Origin of the sequence: Pseudomonas savastanoi (assembly GCF_020917325.1) — a bacterium.
GTDB classification, from domain to species: Bacteria; Pseudomonadota; Gammaproteobacteria; order Pseudomonadales; family Pseudomonadaceae; genus Aquipseudomonas; species Aquipseudomonas amygdali.
The window spans coordinates 5,801,384-5,823,213 of the sequence record NZ_CP076652.1 but is presented as its reverse complement, the minus strand read 5'-3'; the positions used below and the strand labels follow the sequence as shown (position 1 = coordinate 5,823,213).

Below are 21,830 nucleotides of genomic sequence, written 5' to 3'. Positions count from 1 at the left end.
TATAACTAAAATTACTAGCTTGAGATGAAAAAGTCATGTTTCAAATATGTCACCACGCTGTTTGGTATCTTCAAGGAATATAGACATCCACGTATCCATTATTTCGAAAAAAACCACACATGATTCAGGCTCCAGCGGCTGCTCATGCCACCATATCAAGCCGTTGTCATTAGCTGCATTAATTGTATCTACAGCAAGATAGTCACCGCCGCCATTTGAAAATACTGCCAGCCATTTTGCCGCGAAATCAGTGTCGTGCTCGTCTATCAAATCAGAGACAAATACACAATCCTCTATTTTTTGTGGGCCCATCGATTGAGCAGGGTAAAAAGTGAAGCCGTTATGAATAGTGTAATAAAAATCCGCTATTCGCCCTCCAAAGATCAACGCATTGTCAGACCTGCTCAACGGCTCGCCTCCAATGTAATAGTAGAGGCCATTATTGTCATGAAATATATATAACAGCTCTATGGATGAACCGACCAGAATAGCGGTGCCAAGCAAACACTTGTCCATTAATGACGTTACCCACGGTAACTCATCAGAAAATGTTTGCCAGGCAAGAGGAAATGAGGGCGTTATTGATGAAGCGATTCCAAAATTTTGCCACTCACTACGAATCTCCAGGCCAGGCGGCAGTTGCACAGGTGAGAAGTAAATATCTCTTCCTGCGAACGCTGCCTTCGTTGCTTCAATGATTGCAGTGGCGTTTATCACCCAGTATCCCTCTTGGATTTGACTACTACGTTGTCTCTCGAACTTTTCACCCGCAACATCAAGAATACTACTGACGAGATCAGCAGTCACCTCACATTTTTCAAGGTGTTTGTAGCTCGTATAGTGCTCACCATAAGGGATTTCATAAAATTTTGCTGGCACTTGTTCTTCATAAATTATTTTTAACACACCACGTACGAGTTTTGACGTTTCTTGAAGGTCCCCCGTCGAAGAGCTCAATTTCTAGAACTGGATGAACGCAGTCGCAAAAGCTTAATGGTCTGCACAGGCAGTGATAAGTGTTAGCAGCCTCTCTTTCGACTTGATTTTTAAAGAGCTTTAATTTATATCTAAAAAATGCACTTTAAGAAGTTAATCTACTAGCTAAAAGCTCTACTTTGATTTATTCAAAATAAAAATCAATTGGATCTTTTAGTATTTTCAGTTTATAGCTCGCGAACTATTCGTAAACCCCGGCATCTTGTGCCTTTCCAATGAAAATATCAGCAAGACTACCCTGAATCTCTTTGCCGTCGCAAAGAAGCAAAAAGTCTCCATCTAAATCATCGGGAAAATGTACGCCATCCAAAGTTCCTAAAATCACAGATGCACTATCAAACATCACCACTTTAAAAAAATTTATTACTTGAGATCTTTCAGTTTCATCCAGCAATGCTAGAGCGTTTCTAGCTCTAGCAAAGGAGTCTTTGCCATCATCGATAGGCTGGCTTAAAATCTCCTTATAACGGTTGAAATTCTCCTCGAACAGCTCATCATATATAGCACGCACAAAATTTTCATCTAAAGACATAAGGACTCCGGCTAACGCATTTCTGGATACATAGATTTATTGAGTTGAATGAGTTCTTGTAGCTTTGTATTAGGCACTTCTGGGTAAACTCGTCTGAGTTCTTTAATGTCACGCGCCAAAACATCTCTTGCGCTCGTGAATGGTAGCCTTGTTGTAGGGTTTATTTTGCTGCGAGAGACTACTCCAAGGTTACCTTTTAAACTAGTGTGTCCGACTTTCGGCACCAGCATTGCTGGCCCAGTTGCAGGATCATAACCTTCGACCAAGTCCTTCATCAAGTCTTTCTGACCCACATGATGAGAATCCAAGCCGAGTTTTTTGCCTTTCACAGCGCTTTTATTTGCTTTATGTGAACTGACTGTCCATTTATCACACGCTAGCCCTAGAGCATCAATCCAAGATTGCGTGTTTGGAGCATATTGGTAAAGATTCTCCCCACCCAACAACCCAATCGGATCCTGCGTAGTAAACCGCCCAATCTCCGGGTCATAATACCTAAACGTGTTGTAATGCAGCCCCGTCTCGACATCAAAATACTGCCCCTGAAACCGCAGGTTCTGCTCAACCTCGTTCACCACCAGCTTCTCAACCGCCCCCCAGGCCCGGTACTTCGCCTGCCAGACAATCTGCCCTTCGGCATCAGTCATTTCCAGCGGTGTGCCGATCTGGTCGGTATGGAGATAGTAAACCTTGTTCTCTACCTCGCCTTCTTTCTCATCAACAATCATTAAAGAGGTGAAAACTTTAAAAAGTTGCTGATTTATTTAAAGCATAATTTATTACCCGGTTGGGAATTCAACGCATTCACGTCAGTCACAGCGTTGCCGGATCTAAATGATTTTGGCCAATCTCTCGTCTTGATGTTCCATTACGGTAGTAAAAGTTCGAAGCTTCTGTCTCCTGTCCCCCAATAACAGTATATTGAGGGGCGCTGAGTTTTTAGTTTATATGCCAAGCTCGGTATTAATTGTTGTAGCGATCATGAAGGTCGGCATTGGCATTCAGCTCTGTCGTCATGTTTCCTTCGTAGAGAAGGGATAAGGTCCCTTTATTTTCCGGATCTTCAATTGCGCGTACTCCATCTAATACGCAAAAAAAACCGAAAACAGCTTCCTCTACTGATTTTCTTATTATTTCTTCAATGTGTTTTTTTTCAGTTGCGCCTTGTTGATTGTAAAATTCGGAGATTTCTACTAGCTTTTTACTTGGCTTCCTTCCTGGAGGAGAAGATATTACATCTATAGTGTCAGATATAGCAGCATCACTGACAACCAGTCTAATAGCGTCAACAAATTCTTGAGGGGTCATTTTTATCAGTCCTACTTCAGAAAGGCTTCTGGGAACATCTCTTTATTCAGATTAATGAGTTTTCTAATTGCTGATGGAGGCGTGTTGGTATAGTTTCTAAGGTCTTGAACGTCTTTTGCCAACAAACTTCTTGGTGTGCCTGTAAACTCTCCTTTAATAGTTGGGATTAGTTTATGCTCTGCTCTAGGCAAAGCTATCGATGGAGCTGTTTTCGGATTGTAGCCTGGAATCACTTGACCTGCCGGATGCTTTTGTGCGGCATGGTGAATATCTAACCCATCACCTACCGAAGATTTTTTCTGTAACTTATCGAATGGGCCTACTTCGTATTTTTTTGTTGGCTCGCAACTGAGTCCCCACGAATCAATCCATCCAGTAGAGTTAGGCGCATATTGGTAAAGATTCTCCCCACCCAACAACCCAATCGGATCCTGCGTAATAAACCGCCCAATCTCCGGGTCATAATACCGAAACGTGTTGTAATGCAGTCCCGTCTCGCCATCAAAATACTGCCCCTGAAACCGCAGGTTCTGCTCAACCTCGTTCACCACCAGCTTCTCAACCGCCCCCCAGGCCCGGTACTTCGCCTGCCAGACGATCTGCCCTTCGGCATCGGTCATTTCCAGCGGCGTACCGATCTGGTCGGTGTGGAAGTAGTAAACCTTGTTTTCTACCTCGCCTTCTTTCTCATCAACACGCGCCAACGGTGCATAGCTGCCGGGCTCGTAAAGGTACAGGCTGCTCTGGCCGGGGCTTTCTTCGCGCAGCATGCGCAGGCCTTGCCAGAGGAAGCGTTTGTGAGCGGTCTGGCCTTTGATCTCGGACTGTTTGGCAACGCGTCGGCCCAGGCTGTCGTACTGATAGCTGCTGGTGCTTTCGACCTGCGTGTCGGCCATGGTTTCGGTTTTGACCAAGCGGTTTTCGCAGTCGTAGGTGAAGGTCTGCCAGCGCACGATGCCGACGACTTTTTCGATCAGGTTGCCCCAGGCGTCGTATTTGTACTCGTGGTTCGCCCATTGTTTTAGGCGGTTGTCTTTGACGTGGTCGAAGCGGCTGGTGTTGAAGTTCAGGCGGTTGGCCGCTGCGTCGTAGCGGAACTCTTCTCCATCGACCACTCGGCCGGTGTTGCGCGCCAGCAACTGGCCGTTGGCTTCGTATTCGTACTGGGTTTCGCCGCGCAGTTTGTCGAGGGTGCGGCTCAGTTCACCAGCCGGGTCGTATTCGTAGCGGCGGTGGACCGGGTTGTAAGCGTGTTCGACGTAGCGCTCTGGCTTTATGAGCGGGTTCTGGATCTGCGATAGCTTTTCCGCGGGCAGGGTGGTTGCGTACTGCCACGCTTTGCGGCCCATGCTGTCGTAGCCGAAGCAACTGGTGAGTTTGCCCTGGGTGCGGTAGACCTCGCGGTGCAGGTCGTCGCGCTCCATGTCGCTGATCAGCTGGCCATCCAGATTCAACTGGTGCAGGTGACCGCTGCCGTAGTACAGGTGGTTCAGGTGTTGACCGGTGGGCAGGGTTAGAGTGGTCAGGTTGCTGAGTGGATCGTACTCGTAGGCCAGCGCGCCTTGGGGTGTGGTCTCTTTGACGACGCGGCCCAGCAGGTCGTAGGCAAATTCCAGTTTTTCGGCGGTGACGCCCAGTTTTCTGCCGGTGTCCGTCGGTTTGCGCTCGATTGACAGCAGTCGGTCGCCGTCGTCGTAGGCGTAGTCCTGACGCGCGTCGTCGTTGAGTTTGGCCAACAGGCGACCAATCGGGTCGCGCTCCAGGTGGGTGCTGCGCCGTGGCTGTTCGCCTTTCTCGCCGTAGCCGATTTCCTCGACCTGTGTCAGGTGTCCGCCGAGGTTATAGCTGAAACGACGGGTCAGGTTGTCGATTCGCTTTTCTTCGATCAGACGGTCTGCGTTGTCGTAGTCAAAGCGGTAAGTGGCGTCGTTTTCGTTGGTCAGGGCGACGAGGCGAATGGCCTTGTCGTATTCGTAGGTGATGGTTTGCCCTTTGGCATCCTGTCGCCATTTGGGCAAGCCACGACCGTTGCGCAGCAGCTGGGTGGTCTGGCCTTTGCAATCGGTGTGGGTCAGGACCTGGCCCAGCTCGTTGTAGGTGAAGGTCTCGCTGGTGCCATCCGGATGGTTGATGCGCAGCACTTCGCCGTCGGGTTTGCGTTCCAGCGTGGTGGTGTTGTTCAGGGCATCGGTGACGGCCACCAGGTGGTGGCGCTCGTCATAGCGGTAATAAGTGCTTTTGCCCGAACAGTCCTGAAAGCGCTGCACTTGCGCCAGGGTGTTCCACCACAGGTATTTGGACTTGAGCGTAGGGTCGATGGTTTCCCAGTAGCGTGTTGCTGTGGCGGGTCGCCATGTCTTCGGTGTAGGTGAGACGAAGCGCACTGAGTCGCCGTTACCATTGAACACCTCGGCGAGCTTGCTGTTGCTGTCGGTAGTACAGTTTGATGTGGCGCGAGCGATAGCACAGCACTAATTCAAGAGAAAGTGGCAGCTGACTGAGACAAAGTGGGCAGTCATGCTGCGGTATACCTTATTAAAGAGCAATAGAGCTTTAGATATATGTGCGGTAGATTGCAAATGTGTTACAACGCATAAATTGTTTTTCACGCTTCTTATATCTGTGCCTTTCGAGCTAATAACTAGCCATGCATACAATTCTGGCTAGATTATTTTATTTTAAAGTTGCTTGAGATTTTTCTAGGTTTTAAAAATCTTAAATGCATCATTTTCATAATAAAACTTAAATGCATCGAAGTAATTTTCAACGCTTGACTGAGATAATTGCTCATTAACATTAGATATTATATCTTCGATAATAGGTGTTTCCAGGGCCTCCTTCCAACCCTCACTTAATACTTGTGGAGGCAAGTAGTCTGTGGAGTCGGGCGGAAAATCGCGACTATCTAGTGAAAATGCCCCTTTAGTATCCAATGTCCATGGTGTGTCAGGAAGATAAAACCATGAATCCGGCATCTCTGATATATTTAAAATAACTTCTCTAATGCTGTAAGTTTTCATTTTTACCTCAACATGATGAGCTTTGCTTCTTTTGAAATTACCCAGCTGGTTAGGGTGGTATCTGTTCTGCTCTTGGCTTGGAACCTTATGTTGCGCTCTAGAAATCAATTAAAAATCTTTAAGACTTTCAGCATTACGAAGCCACTAATGGTTTGGAAGACGCCTATCACTGAAATCTCCTCTAACACCAAGTTGAATGTGCTCTGTTGCTTCTGGAAGAAAAGCTGGCTTTAGTTAGGAATATAATGCTATGGCGTATTAAAGCATATGGCTGGTTACTAATTTTTCTAGCTCGCTAATACTTATGCCGGAAAAGGTTTTTGTATTTGATATCTTTATGGCTAGATCTAGCACAACGGCAATCTCATGTGAGGTCACTTTGTTTTCATCATATAGCTCGTCAAGCTCATAGTTCAACAAGTCTAAATTCTGCATGGCCATGTCTATGCATTTATGAAGTTTGGAAGTGTCGGAGTCAATAAGGAATAATAAAAAATAATCTAATGCAATCATCAGATTTTGTGCATAGCTACCTTCTTGCTCAGAAAATTCCTCGGTATCCGGTATGCTTTTCTTTACAGCATGCTCAATTCTTATAATAGAATCTTTCTTTGCGGATAGCGAGGTTTTGAGCGCTTCTAAAACTAAACCTTCAAGATTTTCTGAATAGCAATTATCAAAAGCTTTTATAAGACGTATTTGCCTATACAAATAGCTTGCTATCAGCAAGATTTTTTGTTGAGGGTTAAGTTTTTCGATATAGGACGACACGGTGGCGTCCTCAAAAATCAAATTCCACTGCATGTGCTTCCTCCTAACCGTTTTCGACTCTTTTTACCAGTTGTATGTGTGTCAGTCTTAACGCCGTGCTCCTTCATTAAGTGTTCACAGTCCAAACACACCCCTCTCGATGCATCTATATTGGTCGCGCCTTTACCCGCTTTTATTATAGTTTCCTCCGCATGGCCCTGCCCATTTACGACGTTAATCCCTTTACCTTGGGCCCACTCTCGTTGAATTTTAGGCACTGTCTTATCGCTTGATGCAATGAATAATCCCCCTTTGCTATCCATTCCCAAAGCAGTAGTCTTGAACTTTTGCGCGGTAGGATCAAGCAAAGCGTGAGCTTCGTTCACGAGGCCTAGTAATTCAGATAAGCCCCATGGATCAATCCAAGCTGCTGGGTTATGTGCATACTGATATAAATTAAACCCACCTTCCAACCCAATCGGATCCTGCGTTATAAACCGCCCAATCTCCGGGTCGTAATACCGAAACGTGTTGTAATGCAGCCCCGTCTCGACATCAAAATACTGCCCTTGAAATCTTAGGTTCTGCTCAACCTCGTTCACCACCAGCTTCTCAACCGCCCCCCAGGCCCGGTACTTCGCCTGCCAGACGATCTGCCCTTCGGCATCGGTCATTTCCAGCGGTGTACCGATCTGGTCGGTGTGGAAGTAGTAAACCTTGTTTTCTACCTCGCCTTCTTTCTCATCAACACGCGCCAACGGTGCATAGCTGCCGGGCTCGTAAAGGTACAGGCTGCTCTGGCCGGGGCTTTCTTCGCGCAGCATGCGCAGGCCTTGCCAGAGGAAGCGTTTGTGAGCGGTCTGGCCTTTGATCTCGGACTGTTTGGCAACGCGTCGGCCCAGGCTGTCGTACTGATAGCTGCTGGTGCTTTCGACCTGCGTGTCGGCCATGGTTTCGGTTTTGACCAAGCGGTTTTCGCAGTCGTAGGTGAAGGTCTGCCAGCGCACGATGCCGACGACTTTTTCGATCAGGTTGCCCCAGGCGTCGTATTTGTACTCGTGGTTCGCCCATTGTTTTAGGCGGTTGTCTTTGACGTGGTCGAAGCGGCTGGTGTTGAAGTTGAGGCGATTGGCGGCGGCGTCGTAGCGGTAATAAGTGTCTTTGCCTGAACAGTCCTGAAAGTGCTCAACCTGAGCGAGGCTGTTCCACCACAGGTATTTGGATTTATAGGTCGCATCAATGATGGTGTATGGCAGGCCATCTTCACTGTTGAGGTATTCGGTCTTGTTCCCGAGTGCGTCGGTTTCGACCAGAAGATTGCCTCTGGAATCGTAACGGGCCTTCCACGTGCTGCCATCACGGAAAGTCGTCTGGGTCACCAGCGTGGTCGCCAGATGATGCTTGTAGGTGATCTTGCGCCCTAGCGGGTCGGTTTCTTCAACTAGTCGCGAGAGGTGGTCGTACTTGAGTGCCAGCCAATTATCGTCGGGCAACGCAACAGGAAAGGTGCTGAAAATATCAGCACTCTCCGATAATCTAGATTTTTAAATAGCGTATAACTAATTTGCGTAAGATTTTAAGAGAGGCTTTAAATATGCAATATATATTTGCGGGCCCCTGCCTGCTTGATTGTCGTGCAGCGCGTTGTAAAAACAAGGTGTCATCACGTTTTTAATAATACATGGCAACACCCGTGTAATATTAAATTACTGGGCTCGACAAGGTTTTGTTGAGCATTTTTAAGTTATCAATTCATAGATAGATCTTAGTTGCTTGGCATAAAGTTTAGATTTGGGTATTCTGATTTTTTTTAAGTAAGAGTCGAGTGCTTCTGGATTTTCTTTAAGGATGAATAGCTCAAGAAGATATATGTTCAGAAAATTTCTATAAAATGGAAGGGTTTCTACTAGAGTATCTTCTTCATCTTCCTCATGTTTACCCTCCTGCTGATTCTCAGTGCCTTCGATTTCTTTCAGTTTAGTAAGTATGTATAGTTCACATAAATGCTTGTCGTTAGCTATTTTTTTTAGATCTTCTATAGTTGCATTTGCGGCATTTATATTTTCAATATCATACTCCAGGAGTATATCAGACACTCTCTTCTCATTCACGGCCAGCCCTAGCTTAAGAGCAATGTGAGAAAGAAGACTCGAATAAGTTTCTCCCTCGACCCAATCCCGGACCTCCTGCAAGCTTATCATTTGACCCATGTGTCTAGCCCCTTAATCATATCTACGAACCTATATCCCGTATGCCTAAATGTATCTACTGACTCGTGTGCCCATGGAGTTAAAGCATCAAGATTTCCTGCCTGATGTACTCCGTCCCCTCCGACTCGCTGAGGTATATCTCTATGATGCAGTTCCATAGAAACGTCTTTAATTTCAGGTTTGCCGGTTTTTCTATTTATAACCTCAACCTTCATTCTTGGCGCTTGACCTTTTGTCATTCGCGCCATGTTAGCTGGTGAGTATGTTTGAGTTGGATTCTTTGCTTCGGCTTTCCAGTAGTTTTTACGAGCCGTGCTCCAACATTCCCATCCCCATGGATCTACCCATGTTGTTGGGTTTGGTACATATTTGTAAAGATTTTCCCCACCCAACAGCCCAATCGGATCCTGCGTAGTAAACCGCCCAATCTCCGGGTCATAGTACCGAAACGTGTTGTAATGCAGCCCCGTCTCGACATCAAAATACTGCCCCTGAAACCGCAGGTTCTGCTCAACCTCGTTCACCACCAGCTTCTCAACCGCACCCCAGGCCCGGTACTTGGCCTGCCAGACGATCTGACCTTCGGCATCGGTCATTTCCAGCGGTGTACCGATCTGGTCGGTGTGGAAGTAGTAGATCTTGTTCTCTACTTCGCCTTCTTTCTCGTCAACACGGGCCAGCGGCGCATAGCTGCCGGGTTCGTAAAGGTACAAGCTGCTCTGGCCGGGGCTTTCTTCGCGCAGCATGCGCAGGCCTTGCCAGAGGAAGCGTTTGTGGTCGGTGTGGCCTTTGATTTCGGACTGTTTGGCGACTCTTCGGCCTAGGCTGTCGTATTGGTAGCTGCTGGTGCTTTCCACCTGCGTGTCAGCCATGGTTTCGGTTTTGACCAGGCGGTTTTCGCAGTCGTAGGTGAAGGTCTGCCAGCGCACGATGCCGACGACTTTTTCGATCAGGTTGCCCCAGGCGTCGTATTTGTATTCGTGGTTCGCCCACTGTTTGAGGCGGTTGTCTTTGACGTGGTCGAAGCGGCTGGTATTGAAGTTCAGGCGGTTGGCCGCTGCGTCGTAGCGGAATTCTTCGCCGTCGACCACGCGGCCGGTGTTGCGCGCCAGCAACTGGCCGTTGGCTTCGTATTCGTACTGGGTTTCGCCGCGCAGCTTGTCGAGGGTGCGGCTCAATTCGCCAGCCGGGTCGTATTCGTAGCGGCGGTGAATCGGGTTGTAGGCGTGTTCGACGTAACGCTCCGGCTTTATGAGCGGGTTCTGGATCTGCGACAGTTTCTCTGCAGGCAGGGTGGTTGCGTACTGCCAGGCCTTGCGACCCATGCTGTCGTAACCGAAGCAACTTGTCAGCTTGCCTTGGGTGCGATAGATCTCGCGATGGAGATCGTCGCGCTCCATGTCGCTGATCAGCTGGCCATCGAGATTGAGCTGATGCAGATGACCGCTGCCGTAATACAGGTGGTTCAGATGCTGGCCTGTCGGAAGGGTCAGCGTGGTCAGGTTGCTAAGTGGATCGTACTCGTAGGCCAGCGCGCCTTGGGGTGTGGTCTCTTTGACGAGGCGGCCCAGCAGGTCGTAGGCAAACTCCAGTTTCTCGGCGGTGACGCCGAGTTTTCTGCCGGTATCCGTCGGCTTGCGCTCGATTGACAGCAGTCGGTCGCCGTCGTCGTAGGCGAAGTCCTGGCGCGCGTCGTCGTTGAGTTTGGCCAGCAAACGGCCTATCGGGTCGCGCTCCAGATGGGTACTGCGCCGTGGCTGTTCGCCTTTCTCGCCGTAGCCGATTTCCTCGACCTGTGTCAGGTGCCCGCCGAGGTTGTAGCTGAAACGGCGGGTCAGGTTGTCGATGCGTTTTTCTTCGATCAGACGATCTGCGTCGTCGTAGGCAAAGCGGTAGGTCGCATCGTTTTCGTTGGTCAGGGCGACGAGGCGCATGACTTTGTCGTATTCGTAGGTGATGGTTTGCCCTTTGGCATCCTGTCGCCATTTGGGCAAGCCACGACCGTTACGCAGCAGCTGGGTGGTCTGGCCTTTGCCATCGGTGTGGGTCAGGACCTGGCCCAGCTCGTTGTAGGTAAAGGTCTCGCTGGTGCCATCCGGGTGGTTGATGCGCAGCACTTCGCCGTCGGGCTTGCGTTCCAGCGTGGTGGTGTTGTTCAGGGCATCGGTGACGGCCACCAGGTGGTGGCGCTCGTCATAGCGGTAATGCGTGCTTTTGCCCGAGCAGTCCTGAAAGCGCTGCACTTGGGCCAGGGTGTTCCACCACAGGTATTTGGACTTGAGCGTCGGGTCGACGATGGTGTGCGGCAGGCCGTCCTCACCGTTGAGGTATTCGGTCTTGTGGCCCAGCGCATCGATCTCGGCAACGAGGTTGCCTTTGGCATCGTAGTTGGCCTTCCAGGTACTTCCATCCGGGTAATCGACCTGAGTGATCAGCGTCGTCAGGTGGTGGTACTGGTAGCGAATACTGCGGCCCAGCGGATCGGTCTCCTTGAGCAACCGGGCGAACTCGTCGTACTCGAACGCCAACTGATTGCCATCGGGCAGGGTCAGCCCGGTCATGTTGCCGGTGTCGTCGATCTCGATGACGTAGTGATCGCCACTGTAGTCGCGGCTCGAGGTGACGCGATGGTCCTTGTTGTAATGAATCTCCAGCTCGCGGCCCAGTACGTCGGTGACCCAGGTGGTGCGGGCCTCGCGGTCGTAGCGGAAGTGGAAATGCTCACCATCGCTAGTCTGGTGTTCGACGACACGCGGCTGGCCGTCGATGGTTTCCCAACGGTACTCGCAGGTCAGGCCCAGTGCGTTGCTGTGGCGGGTCATGACGCCGTCGTTGTAGCTGAAGCGGCGCACGGAATCGCCGTTGCGGTTGAACACTTCACTCAACTGGCCATTGCTGTCGTAGCGGTACTGCACCAGTGTTTCGACGGCCTCGTGGTTGACGATGCGCTTGACCGAGTCGAGGCGTGTGGTCACTTCGTCGTAATGCAGGTGCACGCGCACGCCGCCCGTGGCGCTGATGTCTGTCAACGTGCCTTGTTCTGTGCGGGTGAAATGCAGGAACTGGCCCAGTGCGTTTTCGATACGGTCCAGCGGGACCGGCTTGTTGTCGCCGGGCACTTCACCGAAGTAGAAGAAGATGTTGTCCAGCGTCTGCAGCAGGTAGTGACCGCCTTGTGTGCAGACCAGATACACCTGTTCGTGAGGGTTGTAGATACGCTGGCCCGGCGCGATGTCCACGAACGGAACCGTACGGCCCTGGTTGTCTGTGAGGTACACGAAGCTGCCGTGCTTGCGCAGGCTTTGTTCCCACGGCAGCACCCAGCCTTTGCCAAGTACGCTGTCGACGTCCAGATTGCTGGCGTAAAAGCGTGACCACTCGATGGGCATCAGGCCGGGCAGGCTGAAGTCGATTTCATCGGGAATCAGTTTGCGCCCAGTGGTGGTGTCGACCGGGTTGCCGCTCAGGCCGCCGATCGCACTGCGCATCACAGGCTCAACCACATAGCGACTGCCCACTTCGCCGGCGACGAAACCTGCGGTGAACTTCAGGGCGCAGGGCAGCACTGCTTTCATGCCTGCCTGCGTTCCGGCCTTGATCAACTGGGCTATACCACCTGCCGCACCCGCCACGGCCATCAGCACATCGACGGTAGTGCGCAGCCAGCCTGGAATTTCGTCGTCCACTGGCAGATAGCGATACCTGCCGCCGCCGATGAACACGTTGTCGGAGCCGCCGGAGATGGTCGCGCCGCAGGTGAGTTTGTCGCCTTTGCGCGCCGCCGCCACACTGTTGATGAAGACGTTGGTCGAACCCTCGGCAATCTTGACCGGCCCCGGATGCTTGTCACAGGCACCAATGCTTTTTTCAACATGCGCTGCCTTGCGGTTGTTGATGTACACATTGGGTGAGGCCGTGATGATCGTGCCGGAAGGGGAGGAAAACATACTCCCTATCGCCTCTCCTGCGGCGGTGAGCAGGCTACCTCCGACGCCTGCTGCAAGTCCTGCCAGAAGAGCCACGCCGAACCCGCACGTGAAGGTCGCGATCGCCACCGTCGCGATGAGCGCAATACCGAGCACAGCCCCGATCAGGAAGCCTCCCAGGGCGCTGGAGTGTGATATTTCGTCACCGAACCGCGCGGCCTCGAACATGAGCGTTACTCCTGTTCGCTACCGTTGGAGGGAGAAGTGTCCGACACACGAGGCTGGAAACTGGCCAACAGGTTTTCCCAACCTTGGGTCTGCTCGTCACTGAAGTCCGTCGGGGATGTAGTGGAGAACACAATCGCGCGCTCTGGCTCGATCAAAAATGCCGCCTGACGCTGATAGTAAGGCCGTCCTTCGGTCATGTAGTACGCATCAATCTGAATGCCCTCAATGGGTGCCACGGTCGATAGCGAAACCGCTTTCCTGTTCAAGAGCGTGTAGCCACGCAACTTGGATGAAAGCATTTTGACCTGACGATCAACGTAAGCTTTCAAAAGCTCGGTGGACAGTAAGGTGTCTCTGGACACTGTAATGCTCAGGGGCGCCGGGAGCGTAGAGCCCATCACAAACATGTTCACTGTGCGGTCCTGAAACCCTTCTGGCAGCTTGATACTGCCCTCGTGCAACTCGTAGTCCATGTGATAAGAATTCCTGAAATCAAAAAAGAATAATCAGTGGGCGGCGAGACCACCCAGCATGCTGTCGAAGTCGGCCAGCCACAGACTCAGGTCGGGCTTGGTCGGATCGATCAGACAGGAGATTTCCAGCCACTGCAGCACGTCTCTACCTGCAACAGGGACAAGCGCGCCCACCAGGCGTGCATGTTGTTCTGCACTGCCTTCTTTGAAGTGGAAGTCCAGCGCTTTGGCTGCACAGCCAACGAGTGTGCAGCCTCGTTGACGAATAATACGCAGTTCCTTGTCTCGCGCACGAAAGGCCTGTACCGAGCTCTCGAAAAGCGCTTCCAGCGTCTCGCCCAGCATCACATCCTTGCGTTTGACCGACAGGGTCAGAGGCTCGCCTTTGTACTCTATGGTGGCCTGGATTTCGCGAAACAGAGCGCTTTCGGGAAAGGCCAGATTCAAACCACCAAAATTGAAACTACTGGGCACGTCTTGTAGTGGCGTGACCGGCTCGGGGTCAGGCTCGGGGACAGCTTCAACGACCGGAGCTTCCAGCGCCGCCTTGCGTGCTGCCTCCTCATCCGCAATACGTTTTGCGGAAATACGGTCGTAGAGACTTGTTCGTTCCATGCCCTGCGTTCTCACTTGTTGATGTCGACTCGGTCACCTTTGACGAAGGTGCTCTCGCCAAGAACATTGATCACTTTGCCTTTTATCTGGATGCCTTCCGGAGTGATCGAGATGCTGCTATCGCCCACTTTGAGAAGGATGTACTGCTTGGCATCCACCTGAATGAACTGGTTGTCGACCTTTAGCGTAAACGACCCCTGCTGCACGTTCGTCACAGTATCTTTCTGGATGATTTCCGTATTCGTGCCGCCGACCGTCACCTTGCGGTTATTGCCCACCTCGTGCTTTTCATCCAGCTCGATCTCGGTGTCCATGTTGCGCTCGGCATGCACAATCACCTGTTCGGCACCGGCCTTGTCTTCAAAGCGGAAGAAGTTGGCCGTACCGCCATCACCCTTGGCCGAACGTGTCAGGAAACCGCTTTGGGTCTTGTTGGCAGGCAACGACCACGGCGGCGTGTTCTGGCTGTTGTACAAACTGCCCATGACGAGTGGACGGTCGGGGTTGCCATCAAGGAAAACGACCACCACCTCGTCACCGACGCGCGGGATCTGGATGCTACCAAAACCGCCACTTGCACCGGATTGAGCGACGCGGACCCAGCAGGAGCTTTTGTCGTTGTGCTCGCCTTTGCGGTCCCAGTGGAACTGAATCTTTACGCGACCCAGTTCGTCGGTAAAGATTTCTTCGCCGGGCGGACCCACAACGATAGCGGTCTGCGGCCCGGAAATGACAGAGCGATTGGTAGTGAGCTGCGGGCGAAAAACTATCTTCTTGCGCACACAGGAGAAGGTGTTGAAGTAGCTGGCTTGCTGGCCGTTGAGATAATTGTTGTGGCCTTCACTATCAACAAGAACGAGCAGGAACTGGCGGTCTTCAGGTGAGCCTTGATCGTGGTCGTAATGCTGCAGCAGTTCGAAGGTGTAGCCAGGCTTCATGGCACGACAGTTACTGGTGCCCCTAAAGCTCTTGCCCCTCAGCTCAAGCGCTTCAACGCGCAAGCGCAACAGCGCTTCACCTTCATCGTAGGTACCATGGGTGTACTGGCCGGGAAAGTCGTACACCTCGAAGTTCTCGACATCACCCTGCTGGTTCAGGCTGTTCATGGCGACCGGCAGCCTGTTGTTTGGCTGACGATAGTCGAACGTCTGAACCGCTATTTTCCCTGATTGTAGTTTGCGGTCGCCGTTCCATTCGATGATGGAGTCGGCTGTCTCGGTGACCGACGCCGAGTGGAAGCGTATCTGGGGCTGCTCCGGCAACGGCACCAGCGTGGTGGAGTCGTCGCAGATGATCATGGTGTGACCTTCGGCGGTGTGCTCGAAGTAATAGAACATCCCTTCTTCTTCCAGCAGACGCTGGACGAAGTTGAAGTCAGATTCGCGGTATTGAGTGATGTAGGTATAGCGCTTGAGAGGCTTGCTCAGGCGAAACTCATGCTTGGAGAACGCGGTACACATCGCGAACACTTGGGTAACGACTTCCTCAACCGTATTTCCCTGGAAGATACGTGTGTCGAAGCGGTTCTTCAGCATGGAGAACCAGGGGTTGAGCGTTGCCGTGTATTTGGCCATGCCGCCGTCGCTGCCACCGCTGGCAAATCGCGTGAGATAGCCAGCGATATAGCGTGGCGAGCCATCGGCCAGCTCGATTTCGATAACCACGTGCTGGCCCATCATCGATTTCAGCTCGACTCCGGAGTCCTGGCACACCAGCAGCAGGTCAAATTGGTATGCACGTGACAGACCTTCAGACCCTCTAAAGGACTCCAGCAGCAGCTCCTGCTCGGGATTCGCGAGGTTCTTGAATTTAAAAAGGCGCCGGTTCTGCGGCGAAAGCATCGCGGCAAGGTCCATCAACATGTATATCTCCTTGAAGGCAGGGAGGCCAGCGCCGCCGGATTTAGCGGCTAACGGTTACAAACTGACAAGTCACGACACAGGTCTGGTGCATAAGCATCGACTATTTCAGGAGGGCTGCGATATCAAAAATCGACATCCACCGCTCATAAAATTCTGAAAATTTCGTAGGACCAGAGCTACAGACGCGTTCGGCATCTCGCAATTACTGCGAATGTGCGACCACAAAACAATATGAAAGTGCCACTAGCTCAGTAAAAAAACAGCTAACATTTCTCTCAAAACCGTTACAGTTCTTAAGAGATGAAAGGAGACACCGAGGCGTTGCGCCGTGTCAACCACAACGACGGCCTCGGACGATCACCCTCATTTTGGGATGTGTCTGATTTAGCTGGACGGTCGTAATTGTGGAGCACTTAGAGCGCGCATTAGTTGGAAGATTTTCAAGCGTAGCAATGAGTTAAGCAGGGACTCGAATAAGTGATAGCCTAATGACATTGTTGCGATCTGTTTTTTAGGTGAGAAAAATGAGCATGTCCTGAAATTTAGCTTCAGAATTCAGGTCCCATGGAGCCATGTACATGGCTCGGATCACGTCAATTTGTAGCCGCGCGATTGGTGCAAGCCTCCTTCAACCAAGGGACAGTGATGTGTAAATGGACCTATTAGCCAACATTCCTAGCTGGGATGACATCGAGCGGAACCTCGATGATAAATTCAACACGCTGAATCAAGCCTACAGCGATGGGCTGCAGAGCACCTATGACAGCTGGAATGGCTTCACGCGACGCGTCAATACCACCGCGACTCAAGCCTACGGATACATGGGCGGCAACCGCATTGACTATGTGAAAGCGGCGATGAGGCTTTCCTATCCCATCATCGAGTCAAACCTCAAGCGCAAGTGGGCATCCATCGAGATCGAACAGATCCTCCCGGTGCTGCTGCAACTGGTTAAAGAAGTCGCGATGATTCTCGGCGGCAGCGTTGCGGTCGGTACGGTCGCTGGCGGCGTTGCTGGAGCGTTTTTCTTTGGTGTCGGCGCTGTGCCGGTAGCGGCAGTTGGAGCGGGTATCGGTTTACAGGTTGGCAACCTGATCCTGATGGCGCTGGGCCTCTCAGCTATAGCTGAATATTTCTATAAAGGTCTGCCTGCTTGCCTCTCTACCTTGCAGGAAGGCTTCGCCACTGCCTGGCACGCTGACGAAGGGCTGAAACCCGAGGGCCTCGACCCCACTGGTGGTTCGGCATACGAAATCCAGGAGCGGATTGATCGTGCTGCCCGCCAAATTGCGAAGGGCCAGGAGCAACTGGTGCTGCTGCTCTTTACTGCCATCGTGACCTACATGACACGTGGGCAGGTCAAGGCAGGCATCATAGGTAGCGTGGATAGCATCGCAGCGCGCAGTGCCAAGCTTCAGGCAGATATTTCGAACAAGCAGTTTGCGAATTGGTTGGCGCGTAATGAGCAGAAGTTGTTGGCTCAGCCGGAGTTGCGGGTTAATGAGCCGGCGCCGTTGGCTAAGAAGCAAGCTGATATCGATCAGCCAGAAGTTTCAACCCCTTCTCCAGATAAAACGAAGTCACCCGCAAAACCTGTACCTGTTATGAGTCTGCATGATGCGGTAGGTAAGGAAATGGCTGATAGATGGATAGCTGCAGGACGCAGCAATGCTAGCGAAAGAAATCCTAAGGCATCACTTCTGCTTTCAGATGATGAAATTGGAGCTCTTTATGGTTATTCTACTAATGACGTATATAAAGAGTTTAATGCGGCTATGCGCTCGGATAATACTACCCCAGAGATTGAGGCTTTTGCTCATCATGCCACTCAAGGCTTGGCTAAGCTGCCTCCGTTTGTGGGAGGGCGAACCTACCGGGGGACAGATCTCCCCCCAGATGTTCTTGATAGGATGACTATCGGAGCCGTAGAAGTGGATAAAGCTTTTTTTAGCAGTTCGGCAACTAGCCCCTTCTCGGGCAATACTCAAATGGTGGTGCAAGGAACATCTGGAAAAGACATTTCATTTCTAACCCATCTTCCAGAAGCAGAGGTTCTATATCCGCCCGGGACAACTTTTGAAGTTTTAAATCGCCAAGAATCAGGTTTTATCACCCATCTTTCTCTTAAAGAAGTCCCATGATAAATCTACATAGCTCGTTAGACATCGTTACTGACTATGCTGAACGGTATAGAAGCCTTAGGCCTGCGCCTACTCCTAGAGTATCTACCTCAAGTGGAAGATCTTCAAAGGCTGATAGTTCCACAGACTCTTCCTTGGTCCCGGGCTGGCTAGCATCTAGAATACCTACGCTAACAGCCTCTCAGGCACTTGACCGATCAAAAGGCGCACTTCTTGGTCTTGCTATTGGTGATGCAGTCGGTACAACTCTGGAGTTTACTAGTCGCGATTCTAACACTGTGACAGACATGCAAGGCGGGGGGCCATTTAGACTCAACGCGGGTGAGTGGACAGATGATACCAGCCTAGCTCTTTGCTTGGCTGACTGTTACCTTGCGAATGGAAAGCTGGATTACGCAGACTATTTGAATCGGCTGTGCCGCTGGTATAAAAAAGGGGAAAATAGCGTCAACGGTGTTTGCTTTGATATTGGTAATGCGACACGCAACGCACTTGAAGGTTGGCTAAAGGAAGGATTGAGTTGGAACGGTAACTGGGAGCCTAGTACCGCAGGCAACGGTTCAATAATCAGATTAGCACCGACAGCTATTTTTCGGCGAAACTCTCTGATCACTACATGGATGGAAAGTCAAACGCAAAGCAGAACTACACACTGTGCGGTTGAGGTGATTAGTTGTTGTGAACTTCTAGGGGCAAAATTACACCTCGCTCTAAATGGGGCCAATAAGCAGGAGATTTTTTCTCCCATGATCGGCCCATTCCAGCCTCGGGTAATGATCATCAACGCCGGTGAATATAAAGAAAAAACTAGAGACCAGATCCGCTCCTCAGGTTATGTTATCGACACGCTGGAAGCAGCCCTGTGGGCCGTATGGCATACCGACAACTTCAAAGATGCTATTCTGCTAGCCGCTAATCTCGCCGATGATGCTGACAGTGTAGCAGCTACCGCTGGACAAATCGCCGGTGCATTGTATGGTGTGTCGGGTATGCCAGATGAGTGGGTAAAAAAAGTCGCTTGGTCGGATCATATTCAAGATTTAGCTCAGCAGTTGTTTGAGCGCGCACCAAGTTAAAATGCATTTTCGGCGCTGTCGTGGAAGTGTGCAATCCTTTAAAGGTCTATCGCTGATAGCGCCAAAATACAGTTTCTTGAGTGTTTATAATATAGATATTTATATGAATTTTTCGTAAGAAAAGTCAGAGGTACAAATGTTTACTGCGTGATAATGACGTTTTGTCATAATTACGATATTACGATCTATTTCGCGGATGAGAAAAGTGAGCTTGCTCTGAAATTTGGCTCAAAATTCAGGTCTGATCGGACCAAGTGCATATGGATCAGAACGTGTCAATTCGTGACTACCCAAATAAGTTGGTGCAACCCCCTTCAACCCAAGGACAGTGATGTATAAATGGACTTATTAGCCAACACTCCTAGCTGGGATGGCATCGAGCGGAACCTCGATGATGAACCTAACAAGCTGATTCAAGCTAAGAGAGGTTTTTGTGGGTAACGTCGCGCCGACGGAAAGTTGCCAGGTCTGGCGATGCTGTTCAGAGCATAGTAAACAATCGTGGTGAATGGTTTATGTCCAGACTAATCAGCACGATGAAACTAGGAGTAACATTAGCGTGGATGTTAGAGCTTTGAAAGTGGCAGCTACAACGCTCCGCGACAAACTTGAATTTTATAAACATCGCGACCCCGATGCTTCAATATTATTATTGACCCTTGATATGCTACTCTGCCGGGCAGAGCAAGGCCAAATAACAGAGATGGTTGAGCCTCGAGATATTCCAGGATACAAGATTTTTACCGAAACAAATTTACAAAGTTATGGAGATTTGGAAAAAGCCTACGCTGATTTTTGTCTTGAACTTTCAGAGGTGCGCGAAACAGATGCGTATAAGATGTTGGCGGCCAAGATGGCTAAGCGTCGAAAGTCTCTTCAATAGAGGGTAGTGCAGCGTACTTTGTTTCGAGTCTGAAACGGTAAAGCGAAGACGTTTCTTCTCTTTTCGATAATCTCTAGTCAAACGCCTGGAAAACAAATGACTTCCAGTCCAAAAAATCGCTTAAATTAATGGACGCGAGTGGGTGATGAAGTTTAATACTGCTATAGAGTTTGTAGATTATGCTATCGATCTGACTAGAGAGCGGATAAAACGCAATCCTTCATTTCCTGTTTATGCCACAGTTATAAACCAGCTATTATACATAAAAGCTGTTTTTGATGGTGTTGAGAAGGATAAATCTAGACTTCATAAGCTTTCCATTGGAGCTCTTGCGGCGAAAGAGTTTGAAGATACTGATTACGAGTTGGCACGAGCATTAATGGATGTTTATTACATAGCAAATCAATCAGCGAACGGACTGAAAGTTAAGCTTCCCGAAGGGTTGTGGCGTCCTTGAGAAATAAATTTTATTACGCTTGCCAAGAGCGAAAGAAGTTGCAATTTTCGCTCTTGAGGCCGGTCGCAGATGTCTGCTTTCCTTCGTCCCTTCGCCTATCCAGCTGCTGCCAAAGTCATTACTATGAATATTGAACATCTTAAGCAAAAAACGCAAAAGCTGCGTGAATTGATTGAAGATTTGAAAAAATCAGATCACGTGGTTGAAAAGCTTCGAGCTGAGATCGAACCACTGATGAAGCTGGCCGAATCTGGCATGATAACAGTTAAGTTGCAGTGGCGAGACATTCCGGGGCGTTACCTATTTACCGAAGAGGGCTTGCAGCAATATCCCCATCTTGAGCATGCTTTCGCAGAGTTCAGGATTGAGCTGACTGGTGGAGAGACTCCTTTGTTACGTAAGTTGAAAAGGGAAATGGGCGAGGAGTGAAGGTGAGTGTCACGGGCATTTAGATTTTGCTTTGTGTGGCGTACGTGCCTTGCTATCTTGATGCTGCATGACCTGCTTTCTGAGATATATATTATATGCACTGGTGAGAATTAGCTAATGCCCAGGATAACATGCGCCATAGCAAATAGGAGTAATATTATGGATGTTGAAGCTTTGAGAATGGCAGCCACAGCGCTTCGTGACAAACTTGAGTTTTATAAACATCGCGATCCTGATGCTTCAATATTGCTATTGGATCTTGAGGATTTGCTTTCCCGAGCAGAGCGAGGCCAAATCACTGAAATGGTTGAGCCGCGAGATATTCCAGGTTACAAGCTTTTTACTGAGACAAGTTTACAGTCATATAAAGATTTGGAGGCCGCATATACAGATTTCTATATGGACCTCATCGAGGGGCGGGAGACCGAGGCCTACAAAATTTTGCTGGCCAAAATGGCTAAGGACTAAAATATCTGCGAATAGGGAATAGGCTTGAGGAACAAAGCAGTGCAGCTCATTTCTAGCAGAGGTAGGGGGTCGAATAAATTTCTTTCTGGCTGTGACAGTTCAAATCATGAGGTGCTAAAAATTAACGTAGAAAAATTGAGCTCTTCAGCAAGAGTTTTAGAGGGAAAGTTGAAAGAGCATATGAATAAAGATGTACAGGTATCACATCTCTATAACGACCTGAGACCATTGCTGGAGTTGGCAAAGTCGAGGCGGATTTTAACCCCTATAGAGGTGGGAGCCGTTCCGGGGCGTTATCGCTTTACCGAGAATGGGCTTCAAGAATACAGTGATTTAGAGCATGCATATGCTGTATTTTCAATTGAGATTACGGGAGGGGAACCTCCGCTTTTAAAAATACTTCGCGCAGAACGAAATCGAAAATAGCTCGTCCGTTCTGCAGTGATGAAGCGTATT

At 50.0% G+C, this 21,830-nt stretch carries 20 protein-coding genes and 1 pseudogene; 8 read left to right on the top strand and 13 right to left on the bottom strand.

Translation table 11 applies throughout. The annotated features are described in order from the left end of the window. Window positions 1–33: 33 nt before the first annotated feature. The 13 genes from KP808_RS25110 to KP808_RS25050 all read right to left on the bottom strand — a co-directional run bounded on the left by KP808_RS25110 (window position 34) and on the right by KP808_RS25050 (window position 15,920). Window positions 34–906 (bottom strand): hypothetical protein, encoded by an 873-nt coding sequence (locus KP808_RS25110; RefSeq protein ID WP_230017159.1) that lies wholly within the window; start codon window positions 904–906, stop codon window positions 34–36. A 271-nt stretch (window positions 907–1,177) separates the two neighbouring features. Next, the gene (locus tag KP808_RS25105; RefSeq protein ID WP_230017158.1) at window positions 1,178–1,528 is read right to left on the bottom strand and encodes a hypothetical protein; all 351 of its coding nucleotides are present in this window, start codon (window positions 1,526–1,528) and stop codon (window positions 1,178–1,180) included. An 11-nt stretch (window positions 1,529–1,539) separates the two neighbouring features. Continuing rightward, window positions 1,540–2,256 (bottom strand): RHS repeat domain-containing protein, encoded by a 717-nt coding sequence (locus KP808_RS25100; protein WP_407692665.1) that lies wholly within the window; start codon window positions 2,254–2,256, stop codon window positions 1,540–1,542. Window positions 2,257–2,491: 235 nt separating this feature from the next. Further along, the gene (locus KP808_RS25095) at window positions 2,492–2,836 is read right to left on the bottom strand and encodes a hypothetical protein (RefSeq protein WP_230017157.1); all 345 of its coding nucleotides are present in this window, start codon (window positions 2,834–2,836) and stop codon (window positions 2,492–2,494) included. An 11-nt stretch (window positions 2,837–2,847) separates the two neighbouring features. After that, window positions 2,848–4,260: an RHS repeat domain-containing protein gene (locus KP808_RS26270; protein WP_407692689.1), complete on the bottom strand. Its 1,413-nt coding sequence runs from the start codon at window positions 4,258–4,260 to the stop codon at window positions 2,848–2,850. A gap of 1,275 nt (window positions 4,261–5,535) precedes the next feature. Beyond that, a complete protein-coding gene (locus KP808_RS25085) occupies window positions 5,536–5,856 on the bottom strand; it encodes a DUF7716 domain-containing protein (RefSeq protein WP_230017156.1) in 321 nt (106 codons plus the stop codon). 258 nt (window positions 5,857–6,114) lie between these two features. After that, window positions 6,115–6,660, bottom strand: coding sequence for a hypothetical protein (locus KP808_RS25080; RefSeq protein ID WP_230017155.1), 546 nt, complete (start codon window positions 6,658–6,660; stop codon window positions 6,115–6,117). Then, a complete protein-coding gene (locus KP808_RS25075; protein WP_230017154.1) occupies window positions 6,645–8,099 on the bottom strand; it encodes an RHS repeat domain-containing protein in 1,455 nt (484 codons plus the stop codon). The genes KP808_RS25080 and KP808_RS25075 overlap by 16 nt, the downstream gene beginning before the upstream one ends. 246 nt (window positions 8,100–8,345) lie before the next feature. Beyond that, on the bottom strand, window positions 8,346–8,816 hold the full coding sequence (locus KP808_RS25070) for a hypothetical protein (RefSeq protein ID WP_230017153.1): 471 nt from the start codon (window positions 8,814–8,816) through the stop codon (window positions 8,346–8,348). Further along, complete coding sequence (locus tag KP808_RS25065) at window positions 8,804–12,970, bottom strand: RHS repeat-associated core domain-containing protein (protein WP_230017152.1); 4,167 nt, start codon at window positions 12,968–12,970, stop codon at window positions 8,804–8,806. The genes KP808_RS25070 and KP808_RS25065 overlap by 13 nt, the downstream gene beginning before the upstream one ends. A gap of 5 nt (window positions 12,971–12,975) precedes the next feature. Further along, window positions 12,976–13,443: a DcrB-related protein gene (locus tag KP808_RS25060; RefSeq protein ID WP_230017151.1), complete on the bottom strand. Its 468-nt coding sequence runs from the start codon at window positions 13,441–13,443 to the stop codon at window positions 12,976–12,978. A 33-nt stretch (window positions 13,444–13,476) separates the two neighbouring features. Then, window positions 13,477–14,058, bottom strand: coding sequence for a hypothetical protein (locus KP808_RS25055; protein WP_230017150.1), 582 nt, complete (start codon window positions 14,056–14,058; stop codon window positions 13,477–13,479). Between the two features lie 11 nt (window positions 14,059–14,069). Then, entirely contained in the window at window positions 14,070–15,920 is a 1,851-nt protein-coding gene (locus tag KP808_RS25050) for a type VI secretion system Vgr family protein (protein WP_010195599.1), read from the bottom strand. 653 nt (window positions 15,921–16,573) lie between these two features. On the opposite strand from KP808_RS25050, the gene KP808_RS25045 reads away from it, so the two are divergent. The 8 genes and pseudogenes from KP808_RS25045 (at window position 16,574) to KP808_RS25015 (ending at window position 21,800) form a co-directional block, all read left to right on the top strand. Next, window positions 16,574–18,061, top strand: coding sequence for a DUF6861 domain-containing protein (locus KP808_RS25045; RefSeq protein WP_058409574.1), 1,488 nt, complete (start codon window positions 16,574–16,576; stop codon window positions 18,059–18,061). Further along, window positions 18,058–19,137, top strand: a complete 1,080-nt coding sequence (gene tri1 / locus KP808_RS25040; RefSeq protein ID WP_058409573.1) for an ADP-ribosylarginine hydrolase Tri1 — start codon at window positions 18,058–18,060, stop codon at window positions 19,135–19,137. Before KP808_RS25045 ends, tri1 begins: the two co-directional genes overlap by 4 nt. Before the next feature lie 339 nt (window positions 19,138–19,476). Beyond that, window positions 19,477–19,557: pseudogene (locus KP808_RS26345) on the top strand (DUF6861 domain-containing protein); the annotation flags it as partial. 139 nt (window positions 19,558–19,696) lie between these two features. Continuing rightward, complete coding sequence (locus tag KP808_RS25035) at window positions 19,697–20,020, top strand: hypothetical protein (protein ID WP_058409579.1); 324 nt, start codon at window positions 19,697–19,699, stop codon at window positions 20,018–20,020. A 145-nt stretch (window positions 20,021–20,165) separates the two neighbouring features. Further along, a complete protein-coding gene (locus KP808_RS25030; RefSeq protein ID WP_230017149.1) occupies window positions 20,166–20,477 on the top strand; it encodes an immunity protein Tsi6 family protein in 312 nt (103 codons plus the stop codon). Between the two features lie 123 nt (window positions 20,478–20,600). Next, window positions 20,601–20,906 (top strand): hypothetical protein, encoded by a 306-nt coding sequence (locus KP808_RS25025; RefSeq protein ID WP_058396566.1) that lies wholly within the window; start codon window positions 20,601–20,603, stop codon window positions 20,904–20,906. A 159-nt stretch (window positions 20,907–21,065) separates the two neighbouring features. Further along, on the top strand, window positions 21,066–21,374 hold the full coding sequence (locus KP808_RS25020) for a hypothetical protein (protein WP_005759842.1): 309 nt from the start codon (window positions 21,066–21,068) through the stop codon (window positions 21,372–21,374). 39 nt (window positions 21,375–21,413) lie between these two features. Continuing rightward, complete coding sequence (locus tag KP808_RS25015) at window positions 21,414–21,800, top strand: hypothetical protein (RefSeq protein WP_230017148.1); 387 nt, start codon at window positions 21,414–21,416, stop codon at window positions 21,798–21,800. Window positions 21,801–21,830: the final 30 nt, after the last annotated feature.